Source organism: Stenotrophomonas sp. 610A2, assembly GCF_030549615.1.
Classification (GTDB): Bacteria; Pseudomonadota; Gammaproteobacteria; order Xanthomonadales; family Xanthomonadaceae; genus Stenotrophomonas; species Stenotrophomonas pigmentata.
Window position 1 is genome coordinate 683148 of record NZ_CP130832.1, and the last position, 19154, is coordinate 702301.

The 19154-nt window shown below is 65.0% G+C and carries 19 protein-coding genes; 7 read left to right on the forward strand and 12 right to left on the reverse strand.

What is annotated here, in order from left to right; all coding sequences use genetic code 11:
- Positions 1–2: 2 nt before the first annotated feature.
- Entirely contained in the window at positions 3–656 is a 654-nt protein-coding gene (locus Q5Z11_RS03060) for a DUF4126 domain-containing protein (protein ID WP_303748663.1), read from the reverse strand.
- A gap of 167 nt (positions 657–823) precedes the next feature.
- On the opposite strand from Q5Z11_RS03060, the gene Q5Z11_RS03065 reads away from it, so the two are divergent.
- The 5 genes from Q5Z11_RS03065 (at position 824) to ampE (ending at position 4352) form a co-directional block, all read left to right on the forward strand.
- Positions 824–1564, forward strand: coding sequence for a DUF6776 family protein (locus Q5Z11_RS03065; RefSeq protein ID WP_303748664.1), 741 nt, complete (start codon positions 824–826; stop codon positions 1562–1564).
- A gap of 2 nt (positions 1565–1566) precedes the next feature.
- On the forward strand, positions 1567–2001 hold the full coding sequence (locus Q5Z11_RS03070; RefSeq protein ID WP_303748665.1) for a bactofilin family protein: 435 nt from the start codon (positions 1567–1569) through the stop codon (positions 1999–2001).
- A 32-nt stretch (positions 2002–2033) separates the two neighbouring features.
- Positions 2034–2420 (forward strand): iron-sulfur cluster insertion protein ErpA, encoded by a 387-nt coding sequence (gene erpA, locus Q5Z11_RS03075; RefSeq protein WP_303748666.1) that lies wholly within the window; start codon positions 2034–2036, stop codon positions 2418–2420.
- A 68-nt stretch (positions 2421–2488) separates the two neighbouring features.
- Entirely contained in the window at positions 2489–3394 is a 906-nt protein-coding gene (gene nudC / locus Q5Z11_RS03080) for an NAD(+) diphosphatase (RefSeq protein ID WP_303748667.1), read from the forward strand.
- Between the two features lie 73 nt (positions 3395–3467).
- On the forward strand, positions 3468–4352 hold the full coding sequence (ampE, locus tag Q5Z11_RS03085; protein WP_303748668.1) for a regulatory signaling modulator protein AmpE: 885 nt from the start codon (positions 3468–3470) through the stop codon (positions 4350–4352).
- 144 nt (positions 4353–4496) lie between these two features.
- Here the strand turns inward: ampE and Q5Z11_RS03090 are convergent, their stop codons facing one another.
- The 5 genes from Q5Z11_RS03090 to Q5Z11_RS03110 all read right to left on the reverse strand — a co-directional run bounded on the left by Q5Z11_RS03090 (position 4497) and on the right by Q5Z11_RS03110 (position 8539).
- Positions 4497–4913 (reverse strand): DUF2752 domain-containing protein, encoded by a 417-nt coding sequence (locus tag Q5Z11_RS03090; protein WP_303748669.1) that lies wholly within the window; start codon positions 4911–4913, stop codon positions 4497–4499.
- A gap of 48 nt (positions 4914–4961) precedes the next feature.
- Positions 4962–5243 (reverse strand): CD225/dispanin family protein, encoded by a 282-nt coding sequence (locus Q5Z11_RS03095; protein ID WP_303748670.1) that lies wholly within the window; start codon positions 5241–5243, stop codon positions 4962–4964.
- A 21-nt stretch (positions 5244–5264) separates the two neighbouring features.
- Complete coding sequence (locus Q5Z11_RS03100) at positions 5265–5597, reverse strand: hypothetical protein (RefSeq protein WP_303748671.1); 333 nt, start codon at positions 5595–5597, stop codon at positions 5265–5267.
- A 97-nt stretch (positions 5598–5694) separates the two neighbouring features.
- Positions 5695–7584, reverse strand: coding sequence for an MFS transporter (locus tag Q5Z11_RS03105; protein WP_303748672.1), 1890 nt, complete (start codon positions 7582–7584; stop codon positions 5695–5697).
- Between the two features lie 82 nt (positions 7585–7666).
- Complete coding sequence (locus tag Q5Z11_RS03110) at positions 7667–8539, reverse strand: LysR family transcriptional regulator (protein ID WP_303748673.1); 873 nt, start codon at positions 8537–8539, stop codon at positions 7667–7669.
- A gap of 96 nt (positions 8540–8635) precedes the next feature.
- On the opposite strand from Q5Z11_RS03110, the gene Q5Z11_RS03115 reads away from it, so the two are divergent.
- Complete coding sequence (locus tag Q5Z11_RS03115) at positions 8636–9847, forward strand: MFS transporter (protein ID WP_303748674.1); 1212 nt, start codon at positions 8636–8638, stop codon at positions 9845–9847.
- Positions 9848–10315: 468 nt separating this feature from the next.
- Here Q5Z11_RS03115 and yccS read toward each other — a convergent pair whose 3' ends face one another.
- Together yccS and Q5Z11_RS03125 are read right to left on the reverse strand one after the other, a co-directional pair.
- The gene (gene yccS / locus Q5Z11_RS03120) at positions 10316–12484 is read right to left on the reverse strand and encodes a YccS family putative transporter (protein WP_303748675.1); all 2169 of its coding nucleotides are present in this window, start codon (positions 12482–12484) and stop codon (positions 10316–10318) included.
- A gap of 91 nt (positions 12485–12575) precedes the next feature.
- Positions 12576–13493 carry a LysR family transcriptional regulator gene (locus Q5Z11_RS03125; RefSeq protein WP_303748676.1) on the reverse strand — a complete coding sequence of 306 codons (918 nt, stop codon included), beginning with the start codon at positions 13491–13493 and terminating at the stop codon, positions 12576–12578.
- An 82-nt stretch (positions 13494–13575) separates the two neighbouring features.
- Here Q5Z11_RS03125 and Q5Z11_RS03130 point away from each other — a divergent pair, with 82 nt between their 5' ends.
- Positions 13576–14571, forward strand: coding sequence for an aldo/keto reductase (locus Q5Z11_RS03130; RefSeq protein ID WP_303748677.1), 996 nt, complete (start codon positions 13576–13578; stop codon positions 14569–14571).
- Positions 14572–14792: 221 nt separating this feature from the next.
- On the opposite strand, the gene purD is transcribed toward Q5Z11_RS03130, so the two are convergent.
- From purD to purH, 4 genes are read right to left on the reverse strand one after another with little or no spacing between them, the layout of a single operon-like run.
- Positions 14793–16079, reverse strand: coding sequence for a phosphoribosylamine--glycine ligase (gene purD / locus Q5Z11_RS03135; protein WP_303748678.1), 1287 nt, complete (start codon positions 16077–16079; stop codon positions 14793–14795).
- A 21-nt stretch (positions 16080–16100) separates the two neighbouring features.
- Positions 16101–16511: a hypothetical protein gene (locus Q5Z11_RS03140; RefSeq protein WP_303748679.1), complete on the reverse strand. Its 411-nt coding sequence runs from the start codon at positions 16509–16511 to the stop codon at positions 16101–16103.
- Entirely contained in the window at positions 16511–17338 is an 828-nt protein-coding gene (locus tag Q5Z11_RS03145) for a hypothetical protein (RefSeq protein WP_303748680.1), read from the reverse strand. Before Q5Z11_RS03145 ends, Q5Z11_RS03140 begins: the two co-directional genes overlap by 1 nt.
- A 22-nt stretch (positions 17339–17360) precedes the next feature.
- Positions 17361–18944 carry a bifunctional phosphoribosylaminoimidazolecarboxamide formyltransferase/IMP cyclohydrolase gene (gene purH, locus Q5Z11_RS03150; RefSeq protein ID WP_303748681.1) on the reverse strand — a complete coding sequence of 528 codons (1584 nt, stop codon included), beginning with the start codon at positions 18942–18944 and terminating at the stop codon, positions 17361–17363.
- Positions 18945–19154 lie beyond the last annotated feature (210 nt).

The following is a 19154-nucleotide window of genomic DNA, read 5'->3' on the forward strand; positions in this document are numbered from 1 at the left end:
GTTCAGGGGGCGGGCGGCAGCGAGCGATCGCCGGGCGATGACGTTGCCGATGCTGGCGCGTTGATGTCGGTGCCGGTAGTGCCGAGCAGGCGTTTGAGCCCACGCCACAGCATGCGCCACACCAACCATACGGCGAGGGCGCCGATGATGCTGGCGCTGAGTACGAAGATAAGCGCCAGCCATGGATGCGCCAGTGCCAGCGCCAATGCGCCGATCACCACGCTGTCCTCGGCAAATGAGGCCACCCAGTTGCTGGCGGGTTCTGGTGAGGTGTTGAGCAGGGCGCGTGTGCCAGCCTTCAGGCCGTGACTGGTCAGCGCGATACCGGCGCCTGCAGCCAAGGCGCCAGTGCTCAATTCACCGCTCGGGGACAGCGCGGCGGCGGCGAGGAAGGCGCCAGCCGGGACCCGAGCCAGGGTCTGCAACAGATCCCAGATCGAATCCACGCCCGGGATCTTGTCGGCGAAGAACTCGGCTATGGCCAGGGCGCCGGAGGTGCCCAGCACCCACCAGGACTCGGTGGCCTGCAGCGCGGGGGGCAGGTCCACCCAGCCCATCAGCCCGGCCATGCCGACGCCGAACACGGTCAGGTAGACACGGATGCCGGCCAGCCAGGCCAGCAAGATGCCGATGACGAATACATGGGCTTCGGTCATGGGGGAGTCCGGCCGGGGTACTGTGAGCAGGATCGCAACTATCGAGCATGCCTGCAGTGAATGCCAGCTGCCAGCGTGCAAGCGCGTGTGCATTGCTGTCGTTTACACTGGACCGTCGTTTCAGACGGAGCACAGGTGTCGCCCTCCCGCGAACACTGGAGCCTGCCATGACCCACCGACCTTCTTCACGTTTCCAGATCACCCCGCGCGGCGGCGCGAGCACGCGCCCAGGCTGGGTGCCGATTGCCGTGCTGGCCGGCGCCTGGCTGCTGTCGCTGCTGCTGGTCGGCTGGCTGGCCTCGCGCTACGCCTCGCCCGATGCCGGTGGCCTGCGCGAGAAGCTGCGGCAGAGCGAGGCAGTGGTCAGCCAGCAGCGCGGCCAGCTGGAAGAGCTGCGCCAGCGCCAGGCCACGCTGGAGGCCTCGGACAAGATCAGCCGCGCCGCCAACAACGAAGTGCAGACCTCGCTGGGCGAGCGCGACGAAGAGATCGCTGGCCTGCGCGCCGACGTCGCCTTCTATGAACGGTTGGTCGGTTCCACCAGCCAGCGCAAGGGCCTGAACGCCCATTCGGTCGAATTCGCCCCGGAAGCGGCCGGCAGCTGGCATTACAGCGTGGTGCTGACCCAGAACCTCAATCGCGGTGCGATCAGCCAGGGCCAGATGCGGTTCTCGGTCGAGGGTGTGAAGGACGGAAAGCTGACGACCGTCAGCTGGGATGACCTACATCAGCGCAAAGGGGCGCCGGGGCAGGATTATTCCTTCCGTTATTTCCAACAACTGGACGGTAGCGTGATGCTGCCCCGGGATTTCACACCGCAACGTGTGCGAGTCTCCCTGTCCGGATCCGGGGGGGGCTCCAACCAGACATTCGATTGGAAACTCGCCGGCAACGGCAGAGGGGAATAAGCATGTTCAAAAGCAAGTCCAAGCACGATACCGACCTGTCGGTAGACGCCCTCATCGGTTCGCAGGTGGAAATCCGCGGCGACGTGGTATTCAGCGGCAGCCTGTACGTGGAGGGCCGCATCATCGGCAAGGTGATCGCCGAGGAAGGCGCCAAGGCGATGCTGACCCTGGCCGAGCACGGCCGCATCGAAGGCGAAGTACGCGCCGCCGTGGTGGTCCTCAGCGGCACCATGGAAGGCGACGTCCACGCCAGCGAGCGGATCGAGCTGACCCCCAGCGCCCGTGTCACCGGCAATGTGCATTACACCGTGGTGGAAATGAGCGCCGGTGCCCAGCTCAATGGTCGCCTGCTGCACACCGCCGCGATGGCTGCGTTGCCGGCGCCCGATGCCAAGGGCAACGAGAAATCCAAGAAAGCTGAAGCCGCTGCGGCTTGAAACAGGGGCTTCACGCCCCCATCCTGAGCGCCATGAGCACCCTAGTTTCCCTGCCCGGCGTTCAGCCGGCGCCTGATTACCAGTCCCTGGACCGTCCACTGAATTTCACCCCGGCGGCGGCCTCCAAGGTGCGTGAGCTGATCCAGGACGAGGGCAACGCTGCACTCGCCCTGCGTGTCTACATCCAGGGCGGCGGCTGTTCCGGCTTCCAGTACGGCTTCGAGTTCGATGAGAACCGTGCCGAGGACGACTTGGCTGTCATCACCGAGGGCGTCACCCTGCTGGTCGACCCGCTGAGCCTGCAGTACCTGATGGGCGCCGAGGTGGATTACAGCGAAAGCCTGACCGGCGCGCAGTTCGTGATCCGCAACCCCAATGCCCGCACCACCTGCGGCTGCGGTAGCAGCTTCTCGGTTTAAGACAGATCCGGCCGCATTGCGGCTGGCTGCGCTTGCGATGGCGGCGCTTTGTCGTCAGGCTCTGGCGGATGCTGAATCCTGAATCCCGTTTTGCCGGGCACGCTTTTGCTGGTGCGCCGCTGGACCGTTCCGATGCCTTGCGCGGCGATGCCGATGCACTGGCGGCCTTGTGGCCGACCGCGCAGGTCTTGGTGTTGGATGCCGATGGCACCGCGTTCGCCGATGATCAAGGGCGGCCTGCGCTGTTCAATGGTCTTGAGCTGGGCGGTGGCCCGGGCGTGGCGATCTTCCTTGGACTGCGCGAGGGCCGCGCCTGGTTTGCCGCCGAGGCGGCAACGCTGACCGTACAGGCACCGCAGCGCATGGATCTGCGGCAGGCAGCGGTGCACTGGCCGGCCGAGGTGGCCGACGTGTTCTGCTACGCGCGCGGCATGTCGTACTGGCATTCGCGCAACCGCTTCTGTGGCGTCTGCGGCTCGCCAGTGCGCTTTGGCCGTTTTGGTTTCATCGGCCATTGCGACCAATGCCGGACCGAGCACTATCCGCGTGTGGATCCGGCCGTCATCGTCGCCGTCGAGAACAATGGCCGGCTGCTGTTGGGCCGGCAGAGCAGCTGGATCGCGCGCCGCTATTCGGTGCTGGCCGGTTTCGTCGAGCCCGGCGAAACCTTTGAGCAGACCGTTGCCCGCGAGGTATTCGAGGAAGCGCGGGTGCGGGTGATCCAGGCCCAGTACCAGGGCACCCAGCCATGGCCGTTCCCGGGCGCCTTGATGGTGGGCTTCCGTGCCAGTGCACACGATGACGTGCCGACCGTGGATGGCGAGCTTGAGGACGCGCGCTGGTTCAGCGTCGATGAGGTCGGTGCGGCCCTGCAGCGCGATACCGACGATGACGGGCAGGGCATCCTGCTGCCGCAACGGCTGTCGATTGCACGCACGCTGATCGAGCAGTGGTACCAGAGCCAGCCTCGGTGAGCGCGATCTGCGCGCTGGCGGGTGCGGCCCGGCAGCGCCGGCAAGGCCTACAATTGCAGGCCGGAGGAGCCGCATGTTCACAACCTTGGTAGCGGTAATCGCAGCATTGGTGCTGGGCCATCTGGCGCCCGCGCTGATGGCTGCCCTGCGCGACTGGCGCTGGTTCGGAGGCTGCCTGGGCGGCTTGCGTGCGCAGCTGGGTGAATCGTCGGCACGCTACACGGTGCTGCTGGCGATCGTGCCCTGCGTGCTGTTGGTGGGCTTGCTGCAATGGGCGCTGGCTGGACGACTGTTCGGCCTGCCCTCGCTGTTGTTCGGGGTGGTGGTACTGGCATTGTGCTGGGGGCCGCGCGACCTGGACCGTGATGTCGAAGCGGTGATCGATGCCGATGACGGCGCTGCCGCCGAGCTTGCGGTGTCGAAGCTGCAGGCGGCCGGCGGCAGCCTGCGCGAGGATGCGCCGGGGCTGGTCGAAGCGACCACGCTCAATGCCCTGCGGCGCTGGTTTGCGCCGCTGTTCTGGTTCCTGTTGCTGGGGCCGCTGGGTGTGGTGTTGTACCGCCTGTTGGCGCAGACCGCGCAGGGACCGCAGGGCGTGCAGTTGTCCGACGAGGAGCGGCGATCCAGCGATTGGCTGCTGGCGGTGCTGGAGTGGCCGGTGGCGCAGCTGATGACGCTGTCGATGGCCTTGGTAGGCAATTTCGATACCGTGTTCACGGCCTGGCGCCGTGCGGCAGGCAATCGCTGGGCGCTGCAGCTCGGCTTCCTGACCGAGGCCGCACGTGCCAGCGTGGGTGCCGAGCTGGTTGAAGAGGCCGAAGAAGCGCGGCTGGCCGGACAGGTGCCGGTTGATGAGCGCTACCCGGAGCTGCGCGACGCGATGAGCCTGGTCTGGCGCACGCTATTGCTGTGGATGGCGCTGTTGGCGCTGCTGGTGATCGCCGGCTGGGTAGGCTGAGCCGGCCAGGCCTTTGTAGCCCGGGTAAGCGTGAGCGCACCCGGAGACCGGGAGTCCAGTGAGGTTTCAGGCTGTCTGCGGAGTGCCCCGGGTGCGTTGCGCTTAACCCGGGCTACCTGATTGCGTGGCGCATGAGGCGGCTTTTCAGCCCGGCGCGAGCAGGTTGAACGGATACCAGGGCAGGTTGCGCAGCAGCCAATAGGAGACGATCACCACCAGCCATGGGATCGGTCGCGCGAACAGGCGTACCGCCCATTGCAGTCGTGCTGGCCATAGTCCTGCCCCATGCAGGGCCATCACCAGCACCGGCACGATCGAGACGATCAGCAGGGGGTTCATTGCCATGGCCTGGGGCAGGTCCAGGTGGACCAGTGCGTGCAGGCAACGGGTGCTGCCGCAGCCGGGACACCACAGGCCGGTCAGCGCATAGAAGGGGCAGGTTGGCAGCGGATTGCCCGGCGTATTGGGGTCGATCCGGCTCAATACCGCCGCAGCGCCCACGCCGATACCGGCAATCGCGGCCAAGGGCATGTAACGCAGCAGGTGTTGCGGGAACTGCATGTCAGGACAACAACAGGCCGGCCGGATCCGGCCGGCCTGTCGGATTCATCAGTAGCTCGAAGCGCCGCTCATCGCGCCGCCGAGGCCGAGCACCATGACCAGCACGATGTACAGGATGGTGACGACGATGCCCGCACCAGCCGCATAGATGGCCCACTTCTTGGCCTTGTCGGCGGCATCACGTGCACCGGCGACATCGCCAGCGGCCAGCAGGCCGTTGACCTTGGCTGCGTGGACGATGGAGACGATGCCCAGCGGCAGGCAGCAGAACAGGGTGGACAGGATTGCCCAGACGAGGTTGTTGGATACGGCGGGACTGCTTGTATTCACGTAAAACTCCTTGTTGAAAAATCAGCGTGACTTGCAGGCATTCGCCGCAGTCAGCGGCGAGATGATCATTGTGGCGATCCAGCATAGGGGCCACGTGATGAAACCGATGAAGACAAAGCACAGCAGGAAGTTGACGAAGGCCACCGCCCAGTAGCCGAACATGATGATCAGCCCGGTGACGACGTTGCCCGCGTACAGATGACCAATGCCGAAAACCTGGAAAAACCCCGGCAGCACTTCCAGCAGCGCCGCTATCCCACCTGACTTCTGCGGGTGGTAGTAGTGGTGCACCTGCTGCGGCGCCGAGGGCGGCGCAGGCGGTGCGGCTGGCAATGATGGCGTGGCGTTGTCCATATATCCCCTTGCTCCTGAGCTGTGCTGCGGTCCCCAGCAGACACATAGGACGCTAGCCTAGCCACTTGTCCTATTTCTGGAAAGGGCTCTTTCCTACTCAGGCCTCATCGCCACGCAACTTGCGGACCAGAGTTTCCAGCTGGGCGGCGTCGGTCTGGGCGCCATCCACCGGTATCCCGGCAACCACCTCGATGTGCGCGCGGAAGCGGCGCGGCACCCGCATCTGCCCCAGCCGGCTGTCACGGCGGCTCCACATGCTGGACCACATGCCCTTCAGCGCCATCGGCACGACAGGCACGGGGCGCCGGGCCAGGATCTTCTCCACGCCGGACTTGAAGGCTGCAATCTCGCCGTCCTTGGTCAAGGCGCCTTCGGGGAAGATGCAGACCAGCTCGCCCTCGGCCAGCGCCGCATCCACCTCGTCGAAGGCGCGCTGCATCAGCGCAGCGTCCTCCTTGGGGCTGGCGATAGGGATGGCCTTGGCGGTCTTGAAGATCCAGCGCATCACCGGCACGTTGAAGATCCGGTAATACATGACGAAGCGCGCCGGACGCGGGATCACCGCCGACAGGATCAGCGCATCCATGTAGCTGACGTGGTTGCAGACGATCAGCGCTGCACCTTCGTCCGGAACATTGTCCTCCACGCCCTTGACCCGCAGCCGGTACAGGGTGCGCACCATCAGCCAGCTGAGGAAGCGCATCAGGAACTCGGGCACGATGCTGAAGATGTAGACCGCGACCACGATGTTGGCGATGGCCAGCGCCAGGAACAGCTGCGGGATGCTCCACTTGAGCACGCTCTGGGTGATCAGGCCGAGCACCGCCGCCAGTACGATGAAGCCGGAATTCTGGATGTTGAGCGCGGCGAACACCCGCGACATCTCCGATTTCGGAGTGCGGCTCTGGATCAACGCGAACAGCGGGACCACGAAGAAGCCGGTGAACAGGCCGATGCCGAGCAGGTCGATGATGATGCGCCAGCTGCCGGGCTGCTGGATGAAGCCGGCGACATCCAAGCCGGTGACGCTGACCACGCCGGTACGTGCGAAGTACAGGTCCAGCAGGAACGCGCTCATGCCGAACGCGCCCAGTGGCACCAGGCCGATCTCGACGATGCGCCCGGACAGCTTTTCGCATAGCAGCGAGCCGACGCCGGTGCCCAGCGAGAACAGCGCCAGCGCGAAGATGTACAGCACCTCGTCGCCGCCCAGGTTCACCACCGCATAGGTCGGCAGCTGCGAGGTGAGCACGGTGCCGAAGAACCAGAACCAGGACACGCCGAGGATGGCGTTGCGTACCGCCTTCTGCTTCTTGGCCAGGCGCAGCACCGCCAGCGATTCGCTGATCGGGTTCCAATTGATCTTCAGCTCAGGCGCACCGGCGTCCACGCGTGGAATCATGCGTGCGGTGATGTTGCCGATCAGCGCAAGCGCAATGATGGCAACCGCGGCGACGATGGGGCCGTACGCACCGGCCAGCGCGAAGATCATGCCGCCGGCGATCATGCCGGTGAGGATGGAAATGGAGGTGCCCATCTCCACCAGGCCATTGCCGCCGGTCAATTCCTCAGGCTTGAGGATGGACGGCAGCACCGAGTATTTGACCGGACCGAACAAGGTTGATTGCAGGCCGGTGCAGAACAGCGCTACCAGCAGCACCGGCATGTTCTGGGTAAGGAAGCCGACCGCGGCCAGCGACATCACCACGATTTCCATGGTGGTGGTGATGACGATGAGTTTCTGTTTTTCCAGTTTCTCGGCGATCTGCCCGGCAAGTGCCGAGAACAGGAAGTAGGGCAGGATGAACAGCGCCGGTGCCAGGTTGGTGTACAGCGTGCGTTCTTCGCTGCTGACACCGACATAGAACAGCAGGCCGATGATCGCCTGGCGATAGATGTTGTCGTTGAACGCGCCCAGCGCCTGGACGATGAAGAACGGGAGGAAGCGGCGCTGCTTGAGCAGGGCGAACTGGTTGTGGCCGGACATCGTGACTCCTCGGTGCTGCGCGGCACCTTAGCAGAACGGCATGATCGGTTTGGTCAAGCCGGGCGTGCAGTGCAGAGGTTTCTCAGCCCTCGCCTGCAGGCAAAAGGCTGAGCAATGCGCGCGCGGCCGGGGTTGGGTCGGCTCGCCACACCGCACAGGTACGGAAGCGGAACGGCTCGACCAGCGGACGCACCACGGTGCGCTGCATCCGTGCAGCCATGCTGTCCGGCACCACCGCTACCGCCAGCCCGGCGGCGACCAGCTGCTGTTGCAGTTCACTGTGGGTGACCTCGTATTGCAGCTGCGCCTGGATGCCGCGTTCGCGCAGGGCGTCATCCACCATCCGGCGCACACCGGCACCGGGTACGAGGGCAGCCAAGGGCAGACCTTGCAGTGCCTGCAACGGGATGGCGGTGTGACTGACCAGCGGATGATCGGTGGGCATGACCAGTGACAGGCCTTCCTCGTGCAGCAGGCGGTGCTGCGGCGGCAGGGTGATCTGCGGGCCCACGCCGACCAGCGCCACGTCCAGGCTGCCCTGCTCCAGTTCGGCCAGCAGCACATCGCTCATGCCCGCTTTGAGGTGGACCTCGACGGCCGGGTGCGCTGCCCGGAACGCAGCCAGCAAGGCCGGCACGTCGACCACATTGAGCGAGGTGATCTGGCCGATATTGATGCGGCCACGCACCGTGCCCAGCGTCAGTGCCATTTCCTCCTGCAGGCGCGCTGCCGCCTGCAGGGTCAGCCGGGCGTTGTGCAGGAACACCTCGCCGGCGGCGGTAGGCCGCACCCGGCGGTGGCTGCGCTCGAACAGGCGCGAGCCGAAGGCATCTTCCAGCCGGGCGATCTGGTGGCTCAACGCCGATTGAACGGTATGGCAGCGGGTGGCCGCGGCGGTGAAGCCGCCTTCCTCGGCCACGGCGACGGCGAATTCGAGCTGGCGCAGGGTGAACATGCCATCACTGAAACAGATGGATGGGATGAAAACAATACATTGGCGTCATTGATGGGGCAGGCCCAGACTTGCCCCTGTTCCCCCGTGGCCTCTCCCATGACAACCCCTGCATCCCCGTCCCACCACCGTCCCTTGAGTCAGCCGCAGGTCCTGCTGCTGGCCGCGGCTACTGGCCTGATCGTGGCCGGCAACTATTACGCGCAGCCCTTGTTGCAGATCCTGGCCGAGGCCTTCCGGATCGGTGCCGACGAGGCAGGCTGGGTGGTCACGGCGGCGCAGCTGGCCTATGCCGCCGGCTTGCTGCTGATCGTGCCGCTGGGTGACCGCGTGGAGCGCCGGCGCCTGATCGTCGCCCTGTTCGTGTTGGCGGCGGTGGGCCTGGCGATCAGTGCCACCGCGACGCACTTCGTGCAGTTGCTGGTGGGCACGGCGCTGTCCGGTCTCAGTGCGGTGGCGGCGCAGGTGATCGTGGCGCATGCGGCAGGCTTGGCCGAGCCGGAGCATCGCGGGCGGGTGGTCGGCACCATCATGGCCGGCCTGCTGCTGGGCATCCTGTTGGCGCGCACCGCCTCCGGCGTGCTGGCCGGCTTGGGTTCCTGGCATACGATCTATTGGGTCGCCTGCGTTGCCTTGCTTGTGCTTGCGGTGGTGCTGGCACGCCTGCTGCCGGCGCATCAACCCAGCGCGACGCTCTCCTATCCGCGTCTGATCGGTTCGGTGCTGGCTTTGCTGCGCGATGAGCCGCTGCTGCGCCAGCGCTCCGTGCTGGGCGGGCTGCTGTTTGCCGGCTTCAGTGTGTTCTGGACGCCACTGGCCTTCCTGTTGTCGGGCCCGGCTTATGGTTACTCGATTGCCACCATCGGTTTGTTTGGTTTGATTGGCGCGGCAGGTGCGTTGGCTGCCAGCAGCGCAGGCAGGCTGACCGATCGCGGCCATGGCCGCGCGGTGGCGCTGGGTGGCCTGCTGATGATGCTGCTGTCGTGGTTGTTGCTGGCGTTCGCGCCGGTGTCGCTGGCGGCACTGATCGTGGGCGTGCTGTTGCTGGATATCGCCGTGCAAGCAGTGCACATCAACAACCAGAGCGTGATCTACCAGTTGGATGAAAGCGCCCGCAGCCGCATCACCTCGGCCTACATGACCTGCTACTTCATCGGCGGTGCCAGCGGTTCGGTACTGAGCACGATGGCGTGGACGCGGCATGGCTGGAACGGCGTCTGCGCGCTGGGCGGCGTGTTCGCAGTGATCGGCCTGTTGGTGTATTTCATGCCAGCCCGCAAGCAAGCCGCAAAGAATGTGGGAGCGGCGTAAGCCGCCAAGCCGATGATGATTCCGCTGAAGGATTGCCGGCACCATCATGCACTTGTGGGAGCGGCGTAAGCCGCGAAACCGGCAATCGTTTCGCTGGCGGATCACCTGGGCACTGGGCTGTAGATGGGTGGTTGGGGCATGACGCCAAAGCCAAAGCCAAAGCCAAAGCCAAAGCGTCCCCCCATCCGCCCTTCGGGCACCTTCCCCCGCAGGCGGGAGAAGGGATAGCAACAGCCACAGCCACAGCCACAGCCACAGCTAGATCCGCAGCCAATCACTTGTAGGAGCGGCGTAAGCCGCGAAGCTGGCGATGGTGACGTTTTTGGATCGCCTGCGATCTGAGCGGCTGGGTTCTATGCCTTGTGGCAAAGGCAAAGCGCAAAATCAACGGCCCCCCTCCCCAACCCTCCCCTGCGCTCCGCGCAAGGGAGGGGGTAGAAGCAACGCCAACTGCCACAGCCACAGCAACTACGCCGGCAGCATCGCCTCTTCCGCTGCTGCCCTCAGCTTCGGCAACAGCCGCAGCATCAAGGCCAACTGGGTACGCACCAGTCGCGACTTTTCATCGATCTCATCCTGCATCTGCTCCAGCGCATCGGCCAGTGCGATCTCGTCTTCCTGCGGCTCCGCCGGCTGGCGCTTGGCCAAGGCTTCAGACAATGCAGCCAGGGACTGCTGCAGCTGCCGATGCCCATCTGCAACCTGGGCATCCTCATTGACTGCATCCGCCCGCGCGCGATGTGCGCCCAGCGCCGACAGATAGCCGAGCAAGGTATTGGACAGCCCAAGGAAACGAAAACCTGCATCCAGGTTGCCACGCGCGTAACCGGGCTCGCGCAGCATGTTGGCCAGCGCCACCGACAGCGCGACGTCGGCGTTGTGCATGTCGCGGCGGGCAATGCGGTAGGGCAGGTCGTCGCGCATGCCGCTGCGGTACTGGCCAAGCACCTCATCCAGATAGGCGGTGCTGGTCGCGATCACCTGCGCCATCACCTTATGCAGGCGCCGGCCTTCCCAGTCGGGCAGGATCAGCAGCGAGGCGATGGCGGCGATGATGCAGCCGATCAAGGTGTCGAGGAAACGCGGCCAGATCAGCACGAAGCCGTTGCCGATCAGGTTGAAGCACAGCAGTGCCATCACCGTGATTGCCGCTGTCGCCAGCAGGTAACGGTCGGTACGGGTAAAGAAGAACAGCAGCGCTGCCGCCAGCGCCAACAGCAGCTGCAGGCCGGTGCCGGGGAACAACTGCATCAAGGCCCAGGTCACGCCCAGGCCGAGCAGGGTGCCGGCGATGCGTTGCACCAACCGCAAACGGGTTGCGCCGAAGTTTGGCCGGCAGACGAAGACGATGGTCAGCAGGATCCAGTAGCCGTTGTCGGGGTGCACCAGTTTCAGCAGCGCGTAACCGGCGATCAGCGCCAAGGCGATGCGCACGCCATGGCGGAACAGCAGCGAGCCCGGTGTCAGCGCCTGGCGCAGGCGCGTGCCCATCTCGCGCAGGGTATGCGGTGAGGAATCACGCAGGCGGGTATCGATGCCTTCCAGCGGCGTATCCGCCAAGGCGGCTTCGGACAGCTGCCGCTCGATGCTGGTCAGGTTGGTGGCCAGCAGCTGCAGCGAGCCAAGCAGGCGTGTCCACTGCGGATTGCGTTGTTCGCGCAGGTATTGCAACGAAGACTGCAGGTCCTGGCCGGCGACGCGGGCGCGCTCGCCATAGTCGAAGGGCTGGCGCAGGCGGATGGCCTCTCCCAGCGACTGGCAGGCCTTGCCCTGCAACGACAGCAGGCGCCGGCAGCGGTACAGCACGTCGCTGTGGAAGAAGGCGTCGGCCAGGGCTTCATATGGATAGTGCGAGGAGCTGGCGCGCTCGTGGAAGTCCTGCGCCATGTAGTAAAGGCGGAAGTACAGGCCCGACTGCACGCCGGGGCGGCCTGAGCGACCGAAACGGCTGAGGATGGCGGTCTTGGCGATGTTCAGTGCCTGCACCACGCGCACGTTCTGTTCGGCCAGCGCCAGCCGCCGAGCTTCCAGATCGCCCTGACGCACCGGCTCGAACAGGTCGGCCTTGAGCTGCAGGTACTGGCCAAGTTCGAAGAACAGCCGTGCCAGGCGCTCGCGAACCGGGCGGTTGGCGAACATCGCCGTCCACAGTATCGACAGCAGCCCGTACCAGCTGGCGCCAACCAGCAGTGGAATCACCTCGCGCAGCGCCTGTTGCTGGCTGACGTTGTGGTGCTGGTCCATCGCGATCATCGCGTAGATCGCCAGCGTCACCGTGGCCTGGGCGATGGAGGCATAGCGCTCGCCGAGCGCGCCAAGCAGGGTCAAGCCGAAGGCGGTCAACGCCAGTGCGCTGATGAAGGGGATGGGGTGTGGAAACAGCACGATGACCGCCGCCGCGGCAGCGACGAAACACAGCAGCGACAGCAACACCGATTTGGTGCGGCCCCACCAGTTGTCATCGGTCTCGGCGATGGCGCTGGCAATGATGCCCAGGAACAGGCCGGGAATCGCTTCGATGTGGCCGTCGTACCAGCCATAGGCGATGGCCACGGTGAGTGCGATGAACACGCGCAGCCCGTAGCTGGCTTTTTCGTGGGCCCAGAGTTGGCCGAGGTGGCGGTCGAGACGGCGCATGCCGGAAGCGGGTACTCGCTGTGATCAGGCTGTCAGCTTGCGGTGCCGCTGCGATGCAGGCAAGCGCGATCCGTCTGCAAGTACGCCGGAATCAAGCTGCAGCGTTGGCCGCCCGCATGAAATCGAGGAACACGCGCAGCTTGGGTGCCAGCTGCTCGCGCGAGGGGTAATAAAGATGGAAGCCTGCATAAGGCGCTTGCCAGTCATCCAGCAGTCCTTGTACGCGACCAGCGTCGATGTCGGTGCGGGCGATGGCTTCGAATATCTGCAGCAGGCCTAGGCCTTCGCGCGCTGCCTGCAAGGCCAAGGTGCTGTCGTTGAGCAGCAGCGGCCCGCCGACATCGAGGGTGAAGTCGCGGCCCTCACGGCTGAACTCCCAGGGCATCACCCGGCCATTGCTGTTGCGGTGGCGGATGCAGGCATGGCCGATCAGCGCTTCAGGCGTTTGTGGTGTGCCGTGCCGTTGCAGATACTCCGGTGCGGCGACCACCGTCCAACGCATTGGCGGCCCCAGCGGCACCGCGATCATGCCGTCGGCCAGCGCTTCGCCCAGGCGGATGCCGGCATCGAAGCCCTCGCCGACCACATCGACCAGCGCTGCCTGCATCGACAATTCCACTTCCACCTGCGGGTAGGCGGCATGGAAGGCGGGCAGGTGTGGCAGCAACAGGTACTCGATGGCGAAACGCGGCGCGGTAATGCGCAGCTGGCCGGTGGCGACGTCGCGGTTGGCTTCCACTGCGTGCAGGGCCTCGCCGATGCGGGCCAATGCCGGTGCGGTGTCCTGCAGCAGGCGCTGGCCGGCCTCGGTCAGGCCAACCCGGCGCGTGGTCCGTTGCAGCAGGCGGGTGCCCAGCCGGCGCTCCAGGTTGCGGATGGTCTGCGACAAGGCCGATGGCGAGACCCCGAGTTCGATAGCGGCATGGCGGAAGCTGGCATGCCTTGTAACGCAGGCGAAAGCCGCCAGCGCGGGCAATAGGGAGGGCTCTACTGTGAAGTCTGGCTTCATGGTCAGTTCGGAGTATCCATCTTTATCGGCATAGTGGCGAGCGCCTACAGTTACTCCCGTCCTTAGCGAGCTGGAGTTGCCAATGAAAACCCGAGTGCTTGGCCGTAATGGCCCGGTTGTTTCCGCGTTGGGCCTGGGCTGCATGGGCATGAGTGCGTTCTATGGCGGCCGTGGTGATGACGCGGCCTCGATTGCGGTCATCCACCGCGCGCTGGAGCGTGGCGTGACCTTGCTGGATACCGCCGACATGTACGGCCCGCATACCAACGAGGTGCTGGTCGGCAAGGCGATTGCCGACCGCCGCGAGCAGGTATTCCTGGCCACCAAGTTCGGTGTGCGGTTGGATGCCAATGACCCGCAGGCGCGCGGCGTCGATGGTCGCCCGGAATATGTGCAGTCGGCCTGCGAGGCCAGCCTGCAGCGGCTGGGCGTGGATCATATTGATCTGTACTACCAGCACCGTGTTGATCCCTTGGTGCCGATCGAGGACACCGTGGGTGCGATGTCGCGTTTGGTGGAGCAGGGCAAGGTGCGTTACCTCGGCCTGTCCGAAGCGGCACCGGAGACCATTCGCCGCGCACATGCGGTGCATCCGATCACTGCACTGCAAACCGAATATTCGCTGTGGTCGCGCGAACCGGAGCAGAACGATGTACTGGCGACGGTGCGCGAGCTGGGCATTGGCTTCGTGCCGTACTCCCCGTTGGGCCGCGGCTTCCTGACTGGTGCGATCCGCAGCCCGGCGGATTTCGAGGACGGTGATTACCGGCGCAATTCACCGCGCTTCCAGGGTGAGAACTTCGATCGGAACCTGGCCTTGGTGGAGCAGGTCAATGCGATTGCCGCCGACAAGGGCGTGACGCCGGGGCAGTTGGCCTTGGCCTGGGTGCTGGCGCAGGGCGATGACCTGGTGCCGATTCCGGGCACCAAGCGCCTGCCGTATCTGGAAGAGAACCTGGGCGCGCTGGATGTGGTGCTCAGTGCCGAGGACCTGGCGCGGATCGACGCGGTGTTCCCGGTGGATGTGGCTGCGGGCATGCGTTACCCGGCGGCGAGCATTGGTAGCGTGCACCGGTAGAGCCGAGCTCCGCTTCAAATGTAGAGCCGAGCCATGCTCGGCTGAGGCCTGCAAATGTAGAGCCGAGCCATGCTCGGCTGAGGCCTGCAAATGTAGAGCCGAGCCATGCTCGGCTGAGGCTTTCCCTATAAGGCCCCTGCCGAGCATGGCTCGGCACTACGCTGGGCATGACCGGTAGAGCCTCTGCCGAGCATGGCTCGGCACTACCTTTTGCGTTCCGCTTATTGCTGTTCGCGTGCGATCGCGCGCCAGCCGATGTCGTTGCGGTGGAACTCGTTGGCCCAGTGGATCTTGGCGACACCTGCGTAGGCATGCTTCTGTGCATCGCCAACGCTGTCACCCAGCGCTGCAACACACAACACACGGCCGCCGGCGCTGACCACATTGCCGTCAGCATCAAGCGCCGTACCTGCATGGAATACCTTGGCACTGGCCGGCACATCACCCAAACCGCTGATCACATCACCGGTGATCGGCGTTTCCGGGTAAGGCTTGGCCGCCAACACCACACCCAGCGATGGACGCGGATCCCACTGCGCTTCCACACCTGCCAGGGCGCCATCAATGGCGGCCTCAACCAGATCGAGCAGATCCGACTGCAGGCGCAGCATCACCGGCTGGGTTTCCGGGTCGCCGAAGCGCACGTTGAATTCGATCACCTTCGGCGCGCCGCTGACATCGATCATCAAACCGGCATACAGAAAGCCGGTGAATGGAACGCCATCGGCGATCATGCCGGCCACGGTCGGTTCAACGACTTCACGCATCACCCGCGCATGCACGTCCGGCGTCACCACCGGTGCCGGCGAGTAAGCGCCCATGCCACCGGTGTTCGGGCCGGTATCTCCATCACCAACACGCTTGTGGTCCTGGCTGGTGGCCATCGGCAGCGCAATGCGGCCATCGACCATCGAGATGAAGCTGGCTTCCTCGCCTTCGAGGAATTCCTCGATCACCACGCGCGCACCGGCATCGCCGAAGGCATTGCCGCTGAGCATGTCGTGCACGGCAGCTTCGGCTTCTTCCATCGTCATCGCCACGATCACGCCCTTGCCGGCGGCAAGCCCGTCGGCCTTGATCACGATGGGCGCGCCCTTCTCATGCAGGTAGGCCAGCGCCGCATCCACTTCCGTATGCACGGCGTAGTACGCGGTGGGAATGCCATGACGGGCCAGGAAGTCCTTGGCGAAGGCCTTGCTGCCTTCCAGCTGCGCGGCAGCGGCAGTCGGGCCGAAGATGCGCAGGCCTGCCTCGCGGAAGCGATCTACCACGCCCAGCACCAGCGGTACTTCCGGGCCGACCACGGTCACGCCCACGGCCTCGTCCTGCGCCAGCTTCAGCAGGCCTTCGATGTCGGTGACCTTGATCGCGACATTGCGGCACTTGCCTTCAGTGGCAGTGCCTGCGTTACCCGGGGCAACGATCACTTCGCTCACGCGCGGCGATTGCGCCAGCTTCCATGCAAGTGCGTGTTCGCGGCCGCCAGAGCCGATGACGAGGATTTTCATGGGGTCAGTTCCTGTGGGGCATCAATGGGGAATGCAATCGGAGGCTTTCAGCGTGGCTTCGAAGAACACCGCGTCATTGGCATCCACGAAGCGCCGCGTAACGCCGCCGCCGGCGTCGTGGAGCGGACGCAATACCGGGTCCTGGCATAGCTCGGTGATCGCTTGGTGCTCGTCGAGGCGCAATGCCTCGAACACCTCGGGTTTGGCTTTGGCCATGGCAACGGTGGCGTCGGCGAAACGCACGACCAACACGATGTCATTTGCCTGCTTGTGCGCCGACTCGGTGATCAGGCCATCGCGGTAGGGGGTTGGCAGCTGTTTGCTGAGCTTGGCAAGGGCATCGGCCTGCACGTCGCCGAGCTTGTTGTTTCCGCAACTGGCAAGAAGTGCTGCACAAATGCAGGCGACCACTGCCGGTGTGACGTTGCGCATCAGTTGCAAGCCTCAATCTGCATGGTGGGAGGAATCAGATAGCGCGACTGCGCATCGTCATAGGCGATGTCATGGCGCTTGTTCACCGCACCGGCGCAGCCCCGGCCTTTTTCCTGCACGTGCAGCGGCCAATAGGCCAGCTGCGGCTGGCTGTTGTCAGGAGCTGCGTCGAAGTTCAGGTCCAGGCGGCCGTGCGAGCAGTTGCCCGACGCGTTGCAGTCGATGGCGTTGCGATCATCCAGGTGGCTGCGCAGCCAGCCTGCACTGGTCAGCTTCTTGTCGCCATCGAACACATACCAGGCGCGGTTGCGCATCGCTGCGCCAACCACCACCAGTTCGTCTTCGACCTGGAAGCCCCAGGCGTTTGCGCCCATCTGCAGCGTGCTGACCGTGCCCGGCTTGCCACCGGTGCCGCTGCCCTGGCCGAGCAGTTCGGCGGCGACGCTGACGCCGTCATCGGCGGCGCGCTGCAGGACGATGAAATCGGTGCTGCCCAGTTCGATCGGGCTGGCGTCGTCATAGCTGGTGCAGATTGCCAGCATGCGGTAGTTGCCGTTCTGCACCTTGATGCTCTGGTCGGCGCAGATATCGCGATGCACCGGACGTGCCTGACCCAGATCGGCATCACTCAGTTGCTGCGTCCATTGCCCCTGCAACTGCACGGTGCTGCCATAGCGTTCCTGCAGTACGGCCATCACCCCGGCCTCGTAGCTGAGTTTCGGCTTTGCTGCTGGAGCGTCGCCCTGTGCGGGCGTGCCCTGCTGGCACGAAGCCAGCAGGGCGACGGCGAGCAGGGAAATCAAACGCGGGAAAACCCTGGTCGCCATGTGCCAGCTCTCGGTAACGGAATCAGTGACGGAAGTGACGCACGCCGGTGAACACCATGGCGATGCCATGTTCGTCGGCAGCAGCGATCACTTCGTTGTCACGCATCGAGCCGCCCGGCTGGATCACTGCAGTGATGCCTGCTTCGGCAGCGGCGTCCAGGCCATCACGGAATGGGAAGAACGCATCCGATGCCATCACCGAGCCCGGCACGACCAGGCCTGCATCCGCCGCCTTGATGCCTGCGATGCGTGCCGAGTAGACACGGCTCATCTGGCCAGCGCCCACGCCAATCGTGCGCTCGTCCTTGGCGTAGACAATCGCGTTGGACTTGACGTATTTGGCCACGCGCCAGGCGAACAGCAGATCGCGCGTTTCAGCGGCGGTCGGCGCGCGCTGGGTGACGGTCTTCAGCTCGTCAGCGCTCATGCCGCGGTTGTCGGCGCTCTGGATCAGCAGGCCCGAACCGATGCGCTTGGTGTCGTAGTTGTTGCGTGCATCACCGGCCGGGATGCGCAGCACGCGCACATTGGCTTTCTTGGTGGCGTAATCCAGTGCAGCCGGCTCGTAATCCGGTGCGATCAGCACTTCGACGAACTGGCGGTCGAGGATGGTCTTGGCGGTGGCTGCGTCCAGCGTGCGGTTGAAGGCGAGGATGCCGCCGAAGGCGCTGGTCGGGTCGGTGTTGTAGGCCATCTCGTAGGCGGCGCCGACATCGGCAGCGACCGCGACGCCGCACGGGTTGGCGTGCTTGACGATGACGCAGGCCGGCACCTCGAACTGACGCACGCATTCCCATGCGGCATCGGCATCGGCCAGGTTGTTGTAGCTCAGTTCCTTGCCCTGCAGCTGCACGAAGGTCGCCAAGGTGCCCGGCACCGGATACAGGTCGCGGTAGAACACGCCACTCTGGTGCGGGTTCTCGCCGTAGCGCAGGTCCATGACCTTGATGAAAGAAGAATTCATCTGCGCCGGGTATTCATTGCGCACCGGCACCGAAGCGCTGGAGTCGGTCACGGCGGACAGGTAGTTGCTGATCGCGGCGTCGTACTGGGCAACGCGATTGAACGCGGCCACCGACAGTTCGAAGCGCTTGGCGGCGGACAGCTTGCCGTCGTTGCTGGCCAGTTCGGCCAGCAGTGCGTCGTACTGGTCCGGGCTGGTGGCGACGGCGACGCGGGCGAAGTTCTTGGCCGCGCTGCGAAGCATCGCCGGGCCGCCGATGTCGATGTTCTCCACTGCGTCGGCGAGCGTGCAGTCGGCCTTGGCGGTAACCGACTCGAACGGATACAGGTTCAGCACCAGCAGGTCGATCGCGGCGATGCCGTGTTCTGCCATTACCGCGTCATCGGTGCCGGCGCGGCCGAGCAGGCCGCCGTGCACCATCGGATGCAGGGTCTTGACCCGGCCGTCCATCATCTCCGGGAAGCTGGTGACATCGGACACGTCCTTGACCGGCAGGCCGGCCTCACGGATCGCCTTGGCGGTGCCGCCGGTGGACAACAGCTCGACGTTGCGGGCAGCCAGGGCACGGGCCAGATCGATCAGGCCGGTCTTGTCGGAAACGGACAGCAGAGCCCGGCGTACGGGCAGCAGATCAGAAGACATGGGGAGGCAGGGGGAAGCGGAAGCGGGCCCATATTGTAGCCGCGCGGTCACACAGAAGCAGGGTGTAGTGCCGAGCCATGCTCGGCAAAGGCCCTCCCAGGCAATGCAATGTAGTGCCGAGCCATGCTCGGTAGAGGCCTTCCAAGCAATGCAACCGTAGTGCCGAGCCATGCTCGGCAGGGGCCTTCCAAGCAATGCAATGTAATGCCG